This window comes from Komarekiella delphini-convector SJRDD-AB1, from assembly GCF_014831675.1.
Taxonomy (GTDB): domain Bacteria; phylum Cyanobacteriota; class Cyanobacteriia; order Cyanobacteriales; family Nostocaceae; genus Komarekiella.
In genome coordinates this window covers 93119-110586 of record NZ_VJXY01000013.1, presented here as the reverse complement: position 1 = coordinate 110586, position 17468 = coordinate 93119, and the positions used below count along the sequence as shown (strand labels likewise).

General features: G+C 42.7%; 17 protein-coding genes. 6 read left to right on the top strand and 11 right to left on the bottom strand.

What is annotated here, in order from left to right; translation table 11 throughout:
• Window positions 1-177: 177 nt before the first annotated feature.
• Both FNW02_RS13980 and FNW02_RS13975 read right to left on the bottom strand, forming a co-directional pair.
• Window positions 178-1008, bottom strand: a complete 831-nt coding sequence (locus tag FNW02_RS13980; RefSeq protein WP_191758143.1) for a segregation/condensation protein A — start codon at window positions 1006-1008, stop codon at window positions 178-180.
• 235 nt (window positions 1009-1243) lie between these two features.
• Complete coding sequence (locus FNW02_RS13975) at window positions 1244-2329, bottom strand: AI-2E family transporter (protein ID WP_191758142.1); 1086 nt, start codon at window positions 2327-2329, stop codon at window positions 1244-1246.
• A gap of 126 nt (window positions 2330-2455) precedes the next feature.
• On the opposite strand from FNW02_RS13975, the gene pdxH reads away from it, so the two are divergent.
• On the top strand, window positions 2456-3100 hold the full coding sequence (gene pdxH, locus FNW02_RS13970) for a pyridoxamine 5'-phosphate oxidase (protein ID WP_191758141.1): 645 nt from the start codon (window positions 2456-2458) through the stop codon (window positions 3098-3100).
• A gap of 79 nt (window positions 3101-3179) precedes the next feature.
• On the opposite strand, the gene FNW02_RS13965 is transcribed toward pdxH, so the two are convergent.
• A complete protein-coding gene (locus FNW02_RS13965; protein ID WP_431356809.1) occupies window positions 3180-4127 on the bottom strand; it encodes a DUF3153 domain-containing protein in 948 nt (315 codons plus the stop codon).
• Between the two features lie 180 nt (window positions 4128-4307).
• Window positions 4308-4844, bottom strand: coding sequence for a tetratricopeptide repeat protein (locus tag FNW02_RS13960; RefSeq protein WP_191758200.1), 537 nt, complete (start codon window positions 4842-4844; stop codon window positions 4308-4310).
• A gap of 181 nt (window positions 4845-5025) precedes the next feature.
• Here FNW02_RS13960 and FNW02_RS13955 point away from each other — a divergent pair, with 181 nt between their 5' ends.
• On the top strand, window positions 5026-5460 hold the full coding sequence (locus FNW02_RS13955) for a hypothetical protein (protein WP_191758139.1): 435 nt from the start codon (window positions 5026-5028) through the stop codon (window positions 5458-5460).
• A 347-nt stretch (window positions 5461-5807) separates the two neighbouring features.
• On the opposite strand, the gene argB is transcribed toward FNW02_RS13955, so the two are convergent.
• The 3 genes from argB to FNW02_RS13935 form a co-directional block, all read right to left on the bottom strand.
• Complete coding sequence (argB, locus tag FNW02_RS13950) at window positions 5808-6704, bottom strand: acetylglutamate kinase (RefSeq protein ID WP_191758138.1); 897 nt, start codon at window positions 6702-6704, stop codon at window positions 5808-5810.
• A 549-nt stretch (window positions 6705-7253) separates the two neighbouring features.
• A complete protein-coding gene (locus FNW02_RS13940) occupies window positions 7254-7799 on the bottom strand; it encodes a shikimate kinase (protein WP_191758136.1) in 546 nt (181 codons plus the stop codon).
• 68 nt (window positions 7800-7867) lie between these two features.
• A complete protein-coding gene (locus tag FNW02_RS13935; RefSeq protein WP_191758135.1) occupies window positions 7868-9595 on the bottom strand; it encodes an NB-ARC domain-containing protein in 1728 nt (575 codons plus the stop codon).
• Between the two features lie 110 nt (window positions 9596-9705).
• Here FNW02_RS13935 and FNW02_RS38635 point away from each other — a divergent pair, with 110 nt between their 5' ends.
• Window positions 9706-9990 (top strand): hypothetical protein, encoded by a 285-nt coding sequence (locus FNW02_RS38635; protein ID WP_225225636.1) that lies wholly within the window; start codon window positions 9706-9708, stop codon window positions 9988-9990.
• Window positions 9991-10063: 73 nt separating this feature from the next.
• Window positions 10064-10258, top strand: coding sequence for a hypothetical protein (locus FNW02_RS13925; protein WP_191758133.1), 195 nt, complete (start codon window positions 10064-10066; stop codon window positions 10256-10258).
• A gap of 4 nt (window positions 10259-10262) precedes the next feature.
• Here FNW02_RS13925 and FNW02_RS13920 read toward each other — a convergent pair whose 3' ends face one another.
• The 3 genes from FNW02_RS13920 to FNW02_RS13910 all read right to left on the bottom strand — a co-directional run bounded on the left by FNW02_RS13920 (window position 10263) and on the right by FNW02_RS13910 (window position 14073).
• Window positions 10263-10976 carry a LapA family protein gene (locus FNW02_RS13920; protein WP_191758132.1) on the bottom strand — a complete coding sequence of 238 codons (714 nt, stop codon included), beginning with the start codon at window positions 10974-10976 and terminating at the stop codon, window positions 10263-10265.
• 107 nt (window positions 10977-11083) lie between these two features.
• Window positions 11084-11704 (bottom strand): UbiX family flavin prenyltransferase, encoded by a 621-nt coding sequence (locus tag FNW02_RS13915; protein ID WP_191758131.1) that lies wholly within the window; start codon window positions 11702-11704, stop codon window positions 11084-11086.
• A 17-nt stretch (window positions 11705-11721) separates the two neighbouring features.
• The gene (locus tag FNW02_RS13910) at window positions 11722-14073 is read right to left on the bottom strand and encodes a ribonuclease R family protein (protein WP_191758130.1); all 2352 of its coding nucleotides are present in this window, start codon (window positions 14071-14073) and stop codon (window positions 11722-11724) included.
• A 302-nt stretch (window positions 14074-14375) separates the two neighbouring features.
• Between FNW02_RS13910 and FNW02_RS13905 the strand changes: the two genes are divergently transcribed.
• Window positions 14376-14561 (top strand): hypothetical protein, encoded by a 186-nt coding sequence (locus tag FNW02_RS13905; RefSeq protein WP_191758129.1) that lies wholly within the window; start codon window positions 14376-14378, stop codon window positions 14559-14561.
• Window positions 14562-15136: 575 nt separating this feature from the next.
• Window positions 15137-16042 (top strand): hypothetical protein, encoded by a 906-nt coding sequence (locus FNW02_RS13900; RefSeq protein ID WP_191758128.1) that lies wholly within the window; start codon window positions 15137-15139, stop codon window positions 16040-16042.
• Window positions 16043-16318: 276 nt separating this feature from the next.
• On the opposite strand, the gene clpP is transcribed toward FNW02_RS13900, so the two are convergent.
• Window positions 16319-16930, bottom strand: a complete 612-nt coding sequence (gene clpP, locus FNW02_RS13895; protein WP_191758127.1) for an ATP-dependent Clp endopeptidase proteolytic subunit ClpP — start codon at window positions 16928-16930, stop codon at window positions 16319-16321.
• Between the last annotated feature and the right edge of the window lie 538 nt (window positions 16931-17468).

Here is a 17468-nt window from a genome sequence, read left to right as displayed (position 1 = left end):
TCAGTTTTTATTTCTGCTCTAAGTTATCCCTAAACATAGGAATAACGATAATTTGCTGGTTATTGCAACCATTAGATATGGCTAGATGACAAGCGATCAGTTATCTTTTCAATTTACCCGGATTTTGGGGCTGAAGCAAAAATCTGTAAATTATCTCTAGGGCTGCTTCTGACTTACTTAGTTCATTGGTTGCTCGAAGGGCTTGTAAGTATTAGCTGTATCTGTAAGTAAGCGAATTTTGATCTCATGGTAAAACTCCTCTTGAAATAGCTCTACTTTGGATTGAGCCGAAAGTAGTAGTAGTGCCCAAAAAACACTAACTAGGTGACTGTGTTTTGATTCATGGCCAGAACCATTTTGGTATGATTGCTTTGTTTTTAACCACAACTCTACAAGTTGTTCCAGATTTAACCAATTTTGTTCTAAATGTAACTCTCCTGCTGAAAGATACAATACCTGTTCTAATTCCCCAGCTACTTCCGTCAGATTTTCTTGGTGAGCTAACTCTAGTGCTTCCCGCATCGTTTGGACACTAGGCTGACGCTTGGGACGAATTGGTTTATTGGCTTTCTGTACAAGCTTTAGCTGGTTCGCCATGATCTGCAATTGCTCAATTAACTCTTGCAGAGTGACGCGGCGTTTTGGTGGTGGCATTGCCGCTGGACGACGACGCAATTGTCGTTCTAATGGCAGACGGTGAGCCTGATGTAATATCCCATCTTCACTTTCTAAGATTGCATCATCTGCTACATCTTCTTGTGCATCTGCTCCTGAAGACAATTGCATCAAGGTGTTTGCTTTGAATAAAACTAGCATTGATGCTGACAAAAAAGCTTGTCCAGATTGAGACAAGTCGGCTTCATAGCCCCTTTCTGTTGCCTCTGGTGCCATTAGTTCTAAATAACGGTCAATCACCTCGATTACTTGGACATCCCAGGGATCAATTTCCCCCCGTTCAGCTTGCTCAATCAGGAGTGTAATTGTTTCTAATAGCTCGGAAGCATCCATCAACTAGTTCTAGGTTAAGTAATAAGATTCCAAAGACGATAAATTCAACAATAAATTGATTGAGCGTGTGCTTGCACATTTTGCACATTCGCTTGTGCTTGTTTTATTCTGAAATTAGCCAGATGGCGATCGCGCAAGTTTCAACAATTAAATTAGACAACCACATGGTATTACAAAGTTAAAAATTCAAAGGAAGAATTTTGGCTTTGTTACCTTTAATTTTTGAACTTCTGTCTTAATTTTCAGGTGGGTCATGAGCAATAGTTACGGTTGATACAAAATTATCGGATTTGCCACTTTTGATAGCATCGAAAGTACCTTTGATAGTACCGGCAATCGGAACAGCAACTAATGTCCCCAAAAACCCAGCAATCTCGAACCCCATCAAAATAGCTACAAAAATCCAGATGGGATTTAGTCCGATAAAGTTACCCAGTAACTTGGGAGCTAACAGGTTGTCTTTGATCTGCTGCATCAGAACTGCCGCCAAGGCCACTTGAACTGCCAACCACCAATTTTGCAATAGTACCAAAATTGTCACTAAACCAATGCCTAGAGTTGCCCCGATAAAAGGAATGAGTTCGGAAAGACCTATGAGTATGGCAAATAATAGAGCAAACGGTACTCTCATCACCAAGAAAATTGGGGTGAGAGTCACCATCATAAATAGCCCCAGCAACAACTGGCTAAGGAAAAATTTCTGAAAATTTAGCTGCAAGGATCTGGTCAAGGGGACGCTAATATTAGACGGCAAAAGATTGATTAGACCATACCACACGCGATCGCCATACAGGAGCATATAAAACGCTAGCACTACCACCAATACTATGTTCAGTAATCCTGATAGCAGTGTCCCTGCAAATCCGACAGCACCAGAAGCTAACTGTTGTACTAAATTCTGAATGTTGGCATTGATTTGATTACTCACAACCCTCAAATCAAGGGGCAAACGTCTTTGCTTTGCGAATTTTTCAAACTGTTCCAGATTTGCTTGACTGGCGGTTAGCCAATCAGGAATATTATTTAACAGTTGGATGGTTTGATCAATTACCAACGGCACTAATGTCACACCCAGAATAACCAACAGGGCTAAAGTTGCCAGTAAAACAATAATCACCGCCTGAGTGCGAGTAATTAAAGCGCGTTCAAAGAACTTGACGAGGTAATTTAATAGAAAAGCCAGAATCGCAGCAGCGCTCAAAATTGTGATGGGATGCTGAAAATAGCGAAAAAGTACAGACAGCAGCCAGACATTGAGAGCAATAATCGGGCCGCTCAGACCATAGATTAACAAACGTTGAAGGGAGGCTGAACGGCGCATCTGATGCAACCTATTTTAGGTATTCTTTGACAGAATTTGTAAAACTGGTGTTGGCACTGGTCATGATCATAGATATTTTATCAAAGACGTGTATAAGAGTATCTGCTCACAAGGAAGCAAATCACGATGGACAAAACCATAGCTGACCTTCGCAAAGACTACACTTTGGAAGGTTTAAGCAAAACTGAGATTGACCCTAATCCTTTTATACAATTTAAAAAATGGTTCGATCAGGCACTAGCGGCGCAACTGCCGGAACCCAATGCTATGACTATTGCCACTGCTACACCAGAAGGTACACCTTCAGCCAGAATGGTGTTGCTAAAAGATTTTGATCAACGGGGTTTTGTCTTCTTCACCAATTACAACAGTCATAAAGGGCAAGAACTAGCAGAAAATCCGCAAGCGGCCTTGGTTTTTTGGTGGGCAGAACTGGAACGCCAAGTCCGAATTTCTGGATATGTGGAAAAAGTTTCCGAAACTGAGTCAGATCAGTATTTTCATAGCCGCCCTGCCAATAGTCGCCTGGGTGCGTGGGTATCTAATCAAAGCGAGGTGATCGAAAGCCGAGAAGTTCTAGAGCAACGCTTGCAGGAATTCCAGAGTAAATATGAAAACCAGGAGATTCCCCGACCATCTCATTGGGGAGGCTTACGAGTGATCCCCTCAGAAATTGAGTTTTGGCAAGGACGCTCTAGCCGCCTGCATGATCGCTTGCTTTATACTCGCTTAAATGACGGTAGTTGGAAGATAGAGCGATTATCACCCTGAGTATTGCTGAGTTTTAAATTTAATGGAGAATGCGCCAGCATGGCTAAAAAAGGTAATCCACGCTGGGGAGCTTAGTAGTTTATTGTTCCTGTGCAGCTGCGGCTTTGGGAGCAAACTGAATTCTGGGGTCTGGCATGAAACTGTATCTCAAGTACAATCCTCCGCAGATAAATAGGATAATCAGCAACGTACCAATACCAAGGGGACTGGGAAGCCAGAAAACCACTTCTATATGGTTTAGCTCACCAGGCTGGAGTTTCCATACCAGTTGTTTGCCATTTTTTTCTGGCTCAATAGCAGTTTCAGTTTTTTGAATGTTCCTGGCTCCCCAAGGGGTCTTTAAACTAAATTCCAAATCCAGGATTGAACCAGCATTAGCCAGGACGTTACCTTTGTTGGAAATTAGCGAGAGCGATCGCAAATCTAAATCGTAAATTAGCCGATTTCGTACTAAAAGTAAAAAAAAGTTCTGCTCCAAAAGTAAGTTTGATTCAATTTTTGGTAGTTCTGAGTCAGATTCACTCTGCACAGACTCAGGAGGTTGATTAGCACGGGAGTTAAAAAATTCGTTGAATTTCTCTTGCAATTCCTGACCATTACTGAAAGGAATTGTCACAGTAATTTCTTCTTTAGAAAGTCGCCGGATTTTGCCTTCCAGTTTGCGGGCACGACGCTCTATACTATTTAACCATTCGTACACATAATCGCTACTAAAACTGGTTAGCCGCTCTCCCAACTTAATATGCTGTACCAGTTCACCACTATTTGAGTTGTCAAAGTTAACCCCTACGTCGTACTGGACACAGCCAGACAACAGCAGAGATATTAACAGCACCAGAGACAAAATAGGTTTTGGAATTTTTATTCCATCTCTTTTCACAGTTTTGAGGACGAGCAGATTTTGAATCGAGACGCGATTAATTGTATTTCTAGGAATCAGTCTTGTGAGCAAATCCCATTTTGCTAGTGCAAAACTCAATGGTTTAATTAACCACACGAAAATCTTTTCTAAAGTAGAAAAATTCAACATTATAAATCTCCCCAAAAGTCAAACATCTTAACTAATCTTGACTTCTATCTCTAGGCGACGCAATACGTTTTAGTTAGCTTGCTAGTCTCCCAATCTTGGAAGAATTGAGGGAGAATGAAACGGCTCTACGTTTTAACGGAGTCGCCGCAGGTAAAGAGAAGCGTCCTAATGTTGGTGTTAGACAGAGGTTCCTGAAAAACTCAACCAAACTAAATACGAAATGGTTAAACCAATGACAGTTAGCGCCACCCAGATAAAGCGATTATCTCTGGTATTGACCTGACTAAGATCAATGAATTCTGGCTCAGCAGGTTTCCGCGGCTGAGAAGATTTGGTAGGTTTGCCAGCTGCACGGATTTTGAGGTCATTGTCAGGGAGTGTGCCTAAATCAGGAATTTCGGTCATCCACTCGTTAGGTCTTACCAACTTCGGTGCTTTTAAAATGTAAAGCAACCGCCGCGCTTGTTTGCTGGTTTCTGAATAAGGATGGCGTTTAAGTCTTTCGCAAAGAGCGATCGCATCATCCGTACGTCCAGCTGCTTCATAAGCTGTCACCAGCCAAATTTCTACTTCACCGCCAAGGCGAGAATTGCGAGCCAATAAGGCACTTGCCTTTTCCAAATTTTCCACGGCTTCGCGGTATTGACCACTTTCAAAGGCAACTTTACCAGTCTGGTAGCTAGCTTTGGCAATTTCTAAACTTTCTGCACTCACGTTCTGCACACAAATCAGCACTGCTTTAATTTTGCCAATGCCAGCAATCTTTTTGGAATCTTTTTAGAAGCTGGCAATATTAACGTTGATAAACTTTTAAAATTTTAACCAAGTAGTTGCAGCTATTTTCTAGGTCTTTGGTGTTAATTATGCCAATTTATCAAATGCAGGTGAGCAAAATATGCTGAAAATCAAGCATTCGCAACTGAATTTGTTGGGAGCAAGCATAAGTCTATCAGTTATGAGCGCAATTGCCCCAGCTTTTGCCCAGCCTGTGATCGTGATTGATGGCGCTTCTGGAATCAGCCGTAGCTGCGGAGCAGCTTGTCGTCAGACATCGCCTGCTGTTGGTTCTTTTATTTACGGTAGTCCGATTCCCGCTCCCATGCCTGTAGATCCAGCAACGGGACTAATGCCGACGAGACGGACTAATTACCACGATTCCTATCCTCAGTTAAGACAAAACGTCAAAAATTCCACGCTAATTAATCCAACTTTGATTAATCCGACAATTCGAGACTCAACGCTAGTTAACCCAGTGATTATAAATAATTCCTGGCGGCGGACACCATTTGATCGGGGGCGATCGCGCGTTATCATTACCTATCCTCGGTAGGGGAGTAAGGGAGTAGAGGAGCAGGGGGAGCAGGGGGAGCAGGGGAGGCAAGTATCAAAGGTTCGTTTGCGAATATCAAAGGTTCGTTTGCGAATATCAAAGGTTCGTTTGCGAATATCAAAGGTTCGTTTGTGAATATCAAAGATTCGTTTGCGAATATCAAAGGTTCGTTTGTGAATATCAAAGATTCGTTCACGAATATCAAAGGTTCGTTTGCGAATATCAAAAATTCATTGTTGCATTGCAAAACATATCTTCCCTACCTCCCGTGCTCCCCCTGCCCCCCTGCCCCTCTTCCCCTCCGCTCCTCCGCTCCTCCGCTCCCCTGCCCCTCTTCCCCTCTTCCCCTAAGAAGTAAACTGGGAACCAAGAATCATAGTACCGATCCCAACGTCAGTAAAGATTTCTAGTAACAGGGCGTGGGGAATGCGTCCATCAATGATGTGTGCTGCACGTACTCCTTGAGCAAGCGATCGCACACAACAATTGACTTTTGGAATCATCCCACCACTGACTACACCATTGGCAATCAAATCGCGGGCTTCACGAATATCTACTTTCGCAATCAAGGTAGAGGAGTCTTTGTAATCTTTTAAAATACCCCTAGTATCAGTCAATAAAATCAACTTTTCTGCTCCTAATGCTGCCGCTATTTCACCAGCCACAGTATCGGCGTTAATATTGTAAGCTTGTCCTGACTCGTCGGCGGCTACACTGGACACTACAGGAATATAGCCATTACTAGCTAAAGTCTCCAAAACCTTGATATTTACATTGCTGACTTCCCCTACAAAGCCAATGCCTTCTTGACCTTGCGGACGGGCTGTAAATAGATTACCGTCTTTGCCGCAAAGTCCTACTGCTAAGCCTCCAGCTTGGTTAATTAGAGAGACAATTTCTTTATTAACTCGACCGACTAAAACCATTTCCACCACATCCATTGTGGGGGCATCAGTGACTCGTAGACCATTCTTAAATTGCGCTTCAATTCCCAATTTATCTAACCAACTGTTAATTTCTGGGCCACCGCCGTGTACTAGAATTGGGCGCAAGCCGACGCAGGATAAAAACACAATATCGCGGATGACTTGATCTTTGAGTGTGCTGTCTTTCATCGCCGCGCCACCATACTTCACAACAACAGTGCGACCGGTGAATTGTTGAATGTAAGGTAGTGCTTCACTTAGCACGCGCACACGAGTGGCTTCAGCTTGCCTGATGTACTCAGTATCGTTGACCGTCATGAGGAGCCGCCGTTAAGAGTTAAAACCTATTCCAGTCAGTGTAGAAGACTTTGGAACTCCTCACAATCTCTGATGATATTGAGTATGTTTGTTTGACTACAACAAGCAAGTGATGGTCAGACAATTTTAGATTTTAGATTTTGCGGAAAGTCTGTAGCTTGCTTCCCGCAGGGTGCGGAGGCTTCCGACGCTCGCGGACTCGCTCTAAGCGAAGCCATGCCGTTGGCGAAGCCTCTCGTTCACGAAGTGTCTCCGATAGGAGAAGAGAAGGCTTTACGCTGCGCTATCCGATGGTCTGTTCACTGCCGAGAGGCGCAAGGCTTTGCGCCTCTCCCTTGTGTCCAGAAGACACAAGGCAACCGTTCTAAAAGACAGTTGGGTAGTAAGACCCGCATAGCGATGGCTCCGCCAACGCCTGCCGTAGGATGCCCAAAGGGCTGTAGGGCGAACAGAACTTTCCAAGACAGATTTTGGATTGACCCCAGGATCAATTCGCTTGCTCTGTACCATTAAGGAATCATTGGTCAAAATTTGGTAATTTGAGTCTTCTTAATGAGAGACTTGGGGTTTGAGAACACTAGGAATTGCCTCAAGTACTCGCTTGGTAATTTCTTCAGGTGTTTCTTCCTCTTGAACGGTGATTCGCAAATCGGCTTGAGAGTAAAGTGGTGTTCGTTGTTCAAGGAGCGATCGCAATTTACCCTTGGGATCAGCGTCTTGCAAGAGTGGTCTTGTAGTGTCTTCAGCTAAGCGGCTGTACAGTAGCTCTATTGGCACATCTAGCCACACTATCAAACCGTGGTGCAAGTAACCCCAGTTTTCTTGCCGCAACACTATACCCCCACCGGTTGCTATGGTCAACTTTGTATAAGCGCAGATTTGTGCCAGCACGTCGCTTTCTAACTGACGAAACCCAGCTTCACCTTCTTGGGCAAATAACTGATTGATGGATTTACCTGCTGCTTTGATAATGACATCATCTGTATCCACAAACCCATAACCTAGATGTTTCGCTAGTAAACGTCCTACCGTCGTTTTACCAGCGCCCATCATGCCAATTAAGTACAGATTGACTCCTTGTAATAAGCTGCTCACCAGTCGCTTTGCTCCAGTTATGAGTACTGAGTTATAAGTTGTCTTAACTTCTAACTCTTCACTCTAGTTTACCTTTCCACATTCAGCCGATTTTCTTGAATGTAGTTTTTCAGTTGTGCTGTAAAAATTGTGTTGTTCATCAATAAATAGCTATCTTTAGCTTCACTTAATTTAAAATCTTCTTCAATTAAGCGTTCGATTATATACTCTGCTAATACTGGGGTTTGAGTAAAACTAGATGCTTCGTTTTCGATTAGCGCCGGCGGAGCCTTCTCAATGAGCGTAGGCGTTGGCGTACCCCTACGGGGAAGCAAGCTACGCGCAGCGTGTCGCAGACAAGCCTCTTGTAGAGAAGCCTTGTCGATTAGACATCGCTTTTGTAATAACTCCATAGCCTCCAAGATTAATCTTTGCGATAATCTTTTGGAAAACCCTGATATAACGTCTTTTTGTAACTCGCGTACTGAGACAAAATCTTGATTGAGGGCAATCCAGTACATAATCTGCTTTTCTAACTCAGATAACCGACTAAACTGTTGGTCTAAAATTGCCCGAATTTCTCCAAAAACGACAGTACCCTGTTGTATAAACTCATATATATTGCCACCAAATAATTCTTGAATAGTGGTAGCAACTAACTTTATAAATAATGGATTACCTGCATACCAGTAGTTCAATACTCTACATTCCTCTTCTTTTAGGCTGGTCAATCCTTTAGCTTTGAGAATGAGGATGTTTTCTAACTGACTTAAGCCAGTTAATTTTAAAGAGCGAACAGGTAATTTTTCTCCTTCTATTGCTTGAAACGCGGGGGGTTTTTCCCGACTTGTTAACACTAAGCTACTTTGATGTTGTGAGTCTCCCAGTCTTCTAATTAATTCTCTATAACCCTCGTAACCTTGACGATACTGAATCTGAGGGACGAGCGAAAAAGCATTTTTTATACTGGAATTATCAACTGATATAGCAGAATATTCTGGTGTTTCATCGTCATGGCTATTGCACAAAATAGAGTCAATATGGTCTAAAACAATTAGACAACGAGAGGAACGTAAACAATCAATCAGTTGGGAAATTCTGCTGTCCAAAGTTTCTGTACTTTTTGTCTCTGATGAGGACAAAATTTCTATGAGTTGATTTAAGATTACTTCTAAAGGTGGCGCAAGACGTAGCGATCGCCAGATGACATACTCAAACTTATCTTTATTTTCGTCTGCCAGTTTTACTGAAAAAGCAGTTTTACCAATTCCCCCCATACCCAGAACTACCACTAATCGGCAACGCTCTTGCACAATCCATTTTTGAACTGTTGTTAGTTCTGTTGTCCTTCCGTGAAATGCACTAACATCAATAGCTTCGCCCCAATCTTGTATCTGAACTGATTTAGGAATTAAATCAGTGTCTTTTTCTTTGGGATTTTTGACTGGGGTGATTGCTGATTGTATTTGCAACCAACCTTTTTTATACCCAGCCTTTTCTAGTAAATGAGTCACGCGACTCCAGTTTTTCACTTTGACTGAGTAGCCTAATTGAGCACTCAGCATTTCTTCTATGTATTTATATACTCCATTAGAAAGATAAACTCTAACAGTACTGCTACTACGACTTTGATAAACAATGTTTGCAATTTCGGCAGGACTACAACCACAAAGTAAACCTCTGAGGAATTTCTTTTCAACAGGTGTCAAGGCTTTTCCTTTTGCAGATGCCAAATCTACGTATAACTTTTCTAACTCCCAATTATTTTTAGCTTCGATAAATTCATCTTCTATTTGATTTGAATCAAGTGTTGCCATTATCGTTTATTTATGTATTTAAAGTAACTAAGGCAATATATTAACGATTCTTCTATAAAACCAGAATAAATAAACGATAAATTTATAACGAATTTAGTAACTGTCGTTAGGTGACTTGGCATTGTTGCTTAGGTATCTTTAGGCTTAACGGAAATTTAACAAAGCTTGTTGGAAACTTTATCCAAACAATTTCTGTCTACACAAACAACCAAGACTCTATGTCTGGTAGGGAAATTTTAGGTGTAAAAAATACTGTGTTTTTAGTGGCACAGTGTGCAACTTCTAAAAGTTTAGTAATAACAGGCCCTAATCAACAAAATGTTTCCGATAAAGGTGTAAATAATGACTCAATTTCCGACATTGCACAAGCAATATTTGCCAATTTGATGGTTTAGGCACAAAAACTACTGCATATTCCACCTGAGTAAGCCCAAATCAATAAATGTAGTATGAATGAGATGGCAAACCATGACTCGAATTCGTGACGTTGTACAAAGAGCTTTAGCAACTGGCTATTTGACTGTAGAAGCAGAAAATCAACTAAGACAACTGTTGACTACCCGCTATGACTTGGAAGATTTTAATGCTTTCATGACTTTACAGGAAGCTGCGATGACTGGTAAGGTCAAGCAAGAGTCCAGAGAGCGCTGTGGTATCAAATAGGCATTCATCGACGGGAGCGTTCATCTCCATCCTTTGAATCGTCATCATCAAAAAATTTCCAATCATCATCATCGGCATCGGCGTCCACTTGATTCGCAGTCGGTGGTTGATAAGGTGGAATTATTACCCGGTAATCGGCATCGTAAACTGATTCAGTTTTTCCCGCAGCAGTGTTTTTTGGCTCCCGGTAGCTGTAGGAGTAAACGGAACCCGACTGAGAACTGCTTTTAGGTTCTGTTTGTTGACGTTCGTAGGTTTGAGAGTCTTTAACCTGTTGAGTTTTAGCACTGGGGGTAGGCTCTTGTTCGGGCTTTTCATCAAAGTTCCAATCATCATCTCCACTACTATTTGTCTCCCAATCATCAAATTCATCACTGGTAGGGTATTTTGTTTTACTTGCTGGTGGTGGGGGACTAGTAGGAGAGGATGTAGGTTCTTCTCTACGAGTTGCTTTTGCACGTGATGAAGTTGCTGTTGATTTATAAAAGGTTTGGCGTTGCCCTCCTGCAAAATAATTGGATAATTTAAACAAAGTAGCGATCGCTATAGACGTAAAAGCACCGGTGGCAGTACTAAATAAAATCCACATCGCTAGTGGCAAGGGTTGAGTTCGCATACCCAAAAATACTAGCGATAAGGTAGGTGACCAATTTTGGACTAACAATAGCGTTAATCCTCCCAGTACAGCCACCAATAAAATTAAACGAATTACAGCCATAGGATTAGGAAAGGATAAAGGATAAAGAATAAAGTAATGAAGGCTAAAGGCTGAAGGCTGAAATTTTCCACTTCATACTTCATCCTTCACACTACATACTTCATACTTTAACGATGACCTTGCCACCGCTGAATTGGGATACAGTCAATATCGAGTTGATCTAAAGCACGGGCGACTACAAAATCAACTAAATCCTCAATGGTTTGGGGATTGTGATACCAAGCGGGAATAGCAGGGACAACTCTGACTCCGGTTTCTGCCAAAGTTGTTAAGTTACGCAAGTGAATCAGGCTAAAAGGAGTTTCACGGGGGACAATGACTAGCTTTCGTCCTTCTTTGAGTTGGACATCTGCGGCTCGTTCTAGTAAATCTGAACTTAAGCCAACTGCTAGCTTTGCCACTGTACTCATACTACATGGCATGACAATCATCCCTAGAGTGGGAAAGGAACCACTGGCGATATTGGCTCCGACATCACTCCAAGGATGGCAACGTAGTTTACCTAAAAGTGCAACTCCGGCTTGTTCTCGCCAGAATTGCTCTTGTGCAGTGGGTTCTGGTGGCATACGGATATCCTGCTCCGATTGCCAAACCATGTAGGTTGATTTAGAAGCAACTAGTTCAATCCTATACTCCGCTTCTAATAGAAACTTGAGAGCACGAACAGCGTAAATCAGACCAGATGCGCCTGATATACCTAAAATCAGCGGTTTAGTGTTATTTGACACGAATATATTAGTTGATTTTACTCATCCTCACCATAAGGGTCTATGTCGTCAGATTCAATGTCATTAGGTAAGTAGAGATCTGAAGGATCATCATTGGAACCACCTAGAGATGCTTTAGCTACACCATCGCTACCGACAGTTACCAAATCAATTTGCTGACGGTAATAATCGACACTTTTAACTTGTACAGCAACGCGATCGCCTAATCTATAGGAAGCGCGATTTTTGCGACCAAACAGTGCTTGTTGTCTGGCACGATATTCATACCAATCGTCTTTGAGGGAACTGACGTGTACTAGTCCTTCAACTCTCAAAGGCACACCAGGATTACCGCTGGACTCAATTTCTGCTGCTGGTACTTCAATTTCTACAAAGAAACCATAGGATTGAACACCGGTAATCACGCCTTGAAAGACTTGACCGATGCGCTGTTTCATCAGTTGGGCTTTTTGCAGTCCTGCTAAATCAGCTTCGGCTTCTTGGACTTCTTTTTCCCGGTCGTTGATCTGGACAATTACCCTAGTCAAATCGTTTTGAAGTTCTTGTTGCAATTCTGGAGGTAAAACGTTCCAGTTGATTTCTTCATGACAGGAGGAGTGACGGAGATTCACACGCTCTTTGACACGGGTATTACGGCGATCGCGCCCGTGTTCAAGTAGTGAATAAAACACTCTTTGCATGAGTAAATCTGGATAACGCCGTAAGGGGGCGCTGAAGTGAGTATATTCCGGTAGTGCCAGACCAAAGTGAGATCCTTTGGTAGTGGTATATACCGCTGGCTTGAGCGTGTCTTGCAACAAGTAAGTTAGAACTTGCTCCGAAGGAGATTCTGCAAAAGCTCTGGTCAACTGTTGATAATCGAGGGGTTGGATATCTACTTCTGGATCTAGTGATAGTTCCACGCCTAAATTGATTGCCAATTTCAGCATTTCTTGGACATCTTCAGTATCCGGTGAGCCTTGGACTCGCCAGATGGCGGGAATACTTAGGGCGCTTAAGTGGTTTGCTATCAGTTGATTGACTAGTAGCACGAACTCCGTTAATAGCGATCGCACAGGTAAATCATTTACTACCACGGCTCCCAGAATCCCCTCATCATAGTAGGGATTTTGGCTGGGTGGTAGATTTAACTGTAGGCTCCCACGAGCTAACCGTGACTGTTTTACTGCTTTTTGCAAAGTTTGCAAGTCTTGCAGTGTTTCAATCACCTCTGCGGATTTCTCTTTATGTTGACCGACTAGAATTGCTTGAGCTTGTTCTGTAGTTAGTGCTGTGTCTACTTTAATGACGCTGGATTGAATTTCCCACTCCACCACTTGTCCTGATTGTGGGTCAATGGTAATTAAAAAAGAGATGGTTAAGCGATCGCTTCCAGGTACTAAAGAACAGCGTTCTGCTACGGTATCTGGCAGCATTGGCAGCATTAACTCACCCAGATAAACTGACTTTCCCCGCTTGAATGCTTCCCTATCTAGGGGTTCATCGGGTTGAACATAGTGCGAAACATCGCTGGTATGAACTCCCAAAAGCCAATTTCCGGATGAGGTTCTTTCCAAGCTGAAAGCATTTTCTATAACTTTAGAATCACCATTCACCCCTGCGATGGTTAGGGTAAACAAATTACGTAAATCCAGACGATTTTTCAGGTCTGCTTTTAGCAATCTTTTGGGTAACTTTGCTGCTGCTTCTAGTACATTATCCGGGAAATTGCGGGAAAGGTCATGTTTACATGTTACCAAATCTATATCAGCAGCAGCTTCAGCATCGCTGCCGAGGATTTGGACTACCCGGCCCAATGGGGGATATTGTGCCAATGGGTAACGCAGGACTTCTACGTGAGCAAGGTGATCAATCGCTTCTTCTAATTTCGCGCCGTTGGCCTGAATTTTGAGTTCAAACAGTAGTCGATCATCTAAAGGTACAGCCCGGAAACCGCTTTCTACCTGTTTGATCCGTGCTAGTAAAGTGTGGTTAGAACGTTCTAGAATTAGCTTGACTTCTCCTTCGGGAGAGCGGCGGCGACTACCTTCTTTGAGAACTCTTACTAAAACGCGATCGCCATTCCAAGCATTACTCAGATGACTTTCGCGGATGTAAATATCTTCAGCTCCTTCCACATCTTGAATAGCGAAGCAAAAGCCTTTACTAGAACAACGAAGTTTTGCTTCAATTATTCCTTCTTCTGTGACACGTCGGTACTTGCCTCGTTCTTTTACTAGAATACCGATTTTTTCCAGAACATCCAAGGCAATGTGAAGTTTTTGTAAACTGTCTTCATCCTCGCAACCAAGTTTCTTTTCTAAAACTTTACGAGCTACCAATTTATCATCGGTGAAATTGGCAAGGAGTGTAGCGATTGAAAATTCCATGCAGTGAACCGACCTTTGGTCAAAACATCATTTTTTGAGAAAACTTGCGTGCGGGGGTTTCCCTCCGCCTTTGCAAAGTATCCGTTGTTTTATCTGGTTCTTTTCTGTATGCCCTCACGGCTTACAGACACTAACTGGAAACGAATTGCCCTGCGGCAAAGCTCCCGAAGTTCCAAGAGAAGAAAGCCGACCCTTGGACTTCTCACTGCACGACGCTCTCAGAGTTCGCCTGCGCTTAAGTTCCCTAATCTAACCAAACTTAGAAAGTACGCCTGATTAAAATTTCGCCCTACTAGGTAATTATGCAACGGTTTTTTGAGAAGCTGGGTTTAGAGAATCCATGCTTTCCAAAAGCGTTATGTAGGGGAGCCACTGCGGTCTTGGGGTCTCACGCCAGTCGCCTCAACGGAGGGAACCTCCGCACGGCGCTGGCTCCCCAAGTGGAGCAAGTGGCGTGGAAACCACAGGTGTTTGATTGTCTAGACTGAAGGTAATCTTACGCCATTAGACTCTGATGTTTAACTAGGAGAAACTGCCGGTAAACCCAATTTTCCCATATGTAGAATCGGTAACAATTAGGTAAGCAGCCCAATAAGCAGTGAGGGCGAACCTTATCTTCATTATTGTAGATTTAGAGCGCACTTCCAGAAAATAGTTCTGGATATCGAGTTGGGTAATTAGTATAGCATTATCAGCAAGACTACCCAGTTAAGTCAGCACTAGTTAAAAATTTCTTTAAAAAAGAGCTACTGCTACAATTGGGACACAGGACAAGACACGAATAGCACCTTGATGAGCATTAGCTCATCACCTGCAAGGAAACTAACGACATCATAAACAAAAGCTAAAAGCTTTTACATCCACAGGGTAGTTAGTGGATGTATTAAAAAGCCTCTAAGTATCCACTTAGAACAAAGTTAGTCATCTCTTACCTATTTTTAAATTAAGCAAAGCTTCGTTTAAAATTTGGGTTTGAGAGGATGTTACAAACCTGTGATACCTAGCTAAGGCAAACAGATAGCATCGACCCGTAATTAAACAGAGTTAGATTGGTGGCAGTATTATGTTGGCTCAATTCCAGAGCTTGTATCCCAACGGCAGTCTTATTTCTGAATTAGTGCAAATTTTTCAAGGAAAATATATTGTCCGGGCAAGTGTACAAATTGAAGGTGTAACCCGCGCTACTGGTATGGCAGCGGCAGAAACAGTAGAAGCAGCAGAAGATCAAGCCAGAACTAGAGCGCTAACAGTTTTAGGTATCAAGAATGCGCCACAGGAATCAGTGACTTCCTTAAACCCAAGCTCGCAGGCGCAGCTTAACCCTTCTCCAAGCACAAAACTAGAATTGAATGATGCCTACTCTTCTGCAAAAGATGGGGATTTTGCTAGTAGTCCTTGGCCAGTGAGTAGTGACAAAGAAATATCCATACCATCCTTTAGCGGACAAAAAACTAAACCAGCTTTCATGGCAACAGATAACTTAGACACGCCAGCAGTTTCTCCCGTGGTGCAATTGACACCTGACACGCGAAGCGTAGATAAAAACGATACCTACAGCCAGGAATTAGACCAACAGTTTTCTGTTACCGCTAAGCGAGAATCCCAATTCGACACCCCAGTTGAAAACTTGGAAATGATCTCTGGTAATCAACTGGAAATTCAATCCCTGCTAAGTACTTCTGCCAGTAATGTCACACCATTTACGCCACGTAGTTATAATCCTCCAGAGGATGTAGTTACCCAGACTGGGACAGGAAGGAAAAAAAAGAAGACTGAACCCGTGGATTTATCTGATGTAATTGCTAAAACAGATGTCGAACTTCAGCGCTTAGGCTGGACACCAGAACAAGGACGAGAGCATTTAATTAAAACCTACGGTAAGCGAGGGCGCACTTTGCTGACCGAAGAGGAACTGCATGGATTCCTCAAATACCTCCAATCTCAGCCAGACCCAGTAGCGGGATTTTGATTTGTCATTGTAGTGATAGAAACTATAGCAGTCGAAGTATAGGTTAGGACAATGTTGATTGCTCAAAGCCTTGTAGACGCGAAGCGGCTTCCCGTAGGGTAGTACTTGGATTTATACTCAGGACGGGCTAAACCATAGCTATCCGCGCTTCAGCACTCTGCTATGTATCGTTAAAATTTACAACAGTAGCGACCCTATTTGTAAACCCTCCCCGCAAGCGAGGAGGGGTTAAAAGTGGGGTTCAAATAGTCAACACCAACTAACGACTATTGACTATTAGCTGACAACTGCAACTGCTGGACGGCTACCAGCAGAGTGACGGTCAATCACTTGGTCAATTAAGCCATATTCCTTAGCTTCCTCTGGCGACATGAAGAAGTCACGTTCAGTATCTTCAGCAATACGCTCAATTGGTTGACCAGTGTGTTCAGCTAAATAGTCGTTTAGCCGCCGCTTATGGTAAAGAATTTCTCGCGCCTGAATTTCAATATCAGTCGCTTGTCCTTGAGCACCACCCAAAGGTTGGTGAATCATAATCCGCGAATGAGGCAGACTCATCCGCTTCCCCTTAGCACCAGCACTGAGGAGGAAAGCGCCCATACTCGCCGCTAATCCGGTGCAAATGGTACAGACTTCAGGGCGAATGTGCTTCATCGTGTCAAAAATGCCCATACCAGCCGTCACTGAACCACCGGGAGAATTGATGTACATATAAATGTCTTTCTCCGGGTCTTCAGCATCCAAATACAGCAGTTGGGCAACAATCAAGTTAGCGATATTGTTATCTACTTGTTGTCCTAAAAAGATGATGCGCTCACGCAACAGCCGTGAGTAGATATCGAAGGCGCGTTCACCTCGACCCGATTGTTCAATAACGATAGGAATCATGGAAATAACGTAGCTATTTTAAATACATTTTATCGATGACAGCCCTAAACTGGAGTGCATTTCTCCTGTTCGTGGGCAAATCCAATCATGGATTTATTGTAGAAGGTGATCAAGGGCGATCGCAGTTAGTTCCATAAGAATAAGCCATAGTCGGGTGGGCATTGCAATGTCCACCCTACAAACTCAACAAGATTGCAGAAGGTAGTTGTGCAATCTTGTTTAATTTTTAAGGGCACTTTTAAGCCAAAAAAGCAGTCTACAAGGAATATCCACATTATTTGAGGAGGAACAAATCAAAACCCTCCAATGTCAGTAATTTCGTATCTCGGCGTTTACTACACAACTTTGGCAATGTGGTTACTAGACCAATAACTAAATACAAATTGCTGGTAGGATTTTGTCAAATCTTTGTAATATTTTAAACATTTTTTCGGTACTTCCCTAAGCAATTATCCGATTCTTTTTGTAGAATTTCGGTAAACCAACATTACAAGGTGTATTTAGAATAACCAGTTGCATTTGAAATGCTATCTTTTTA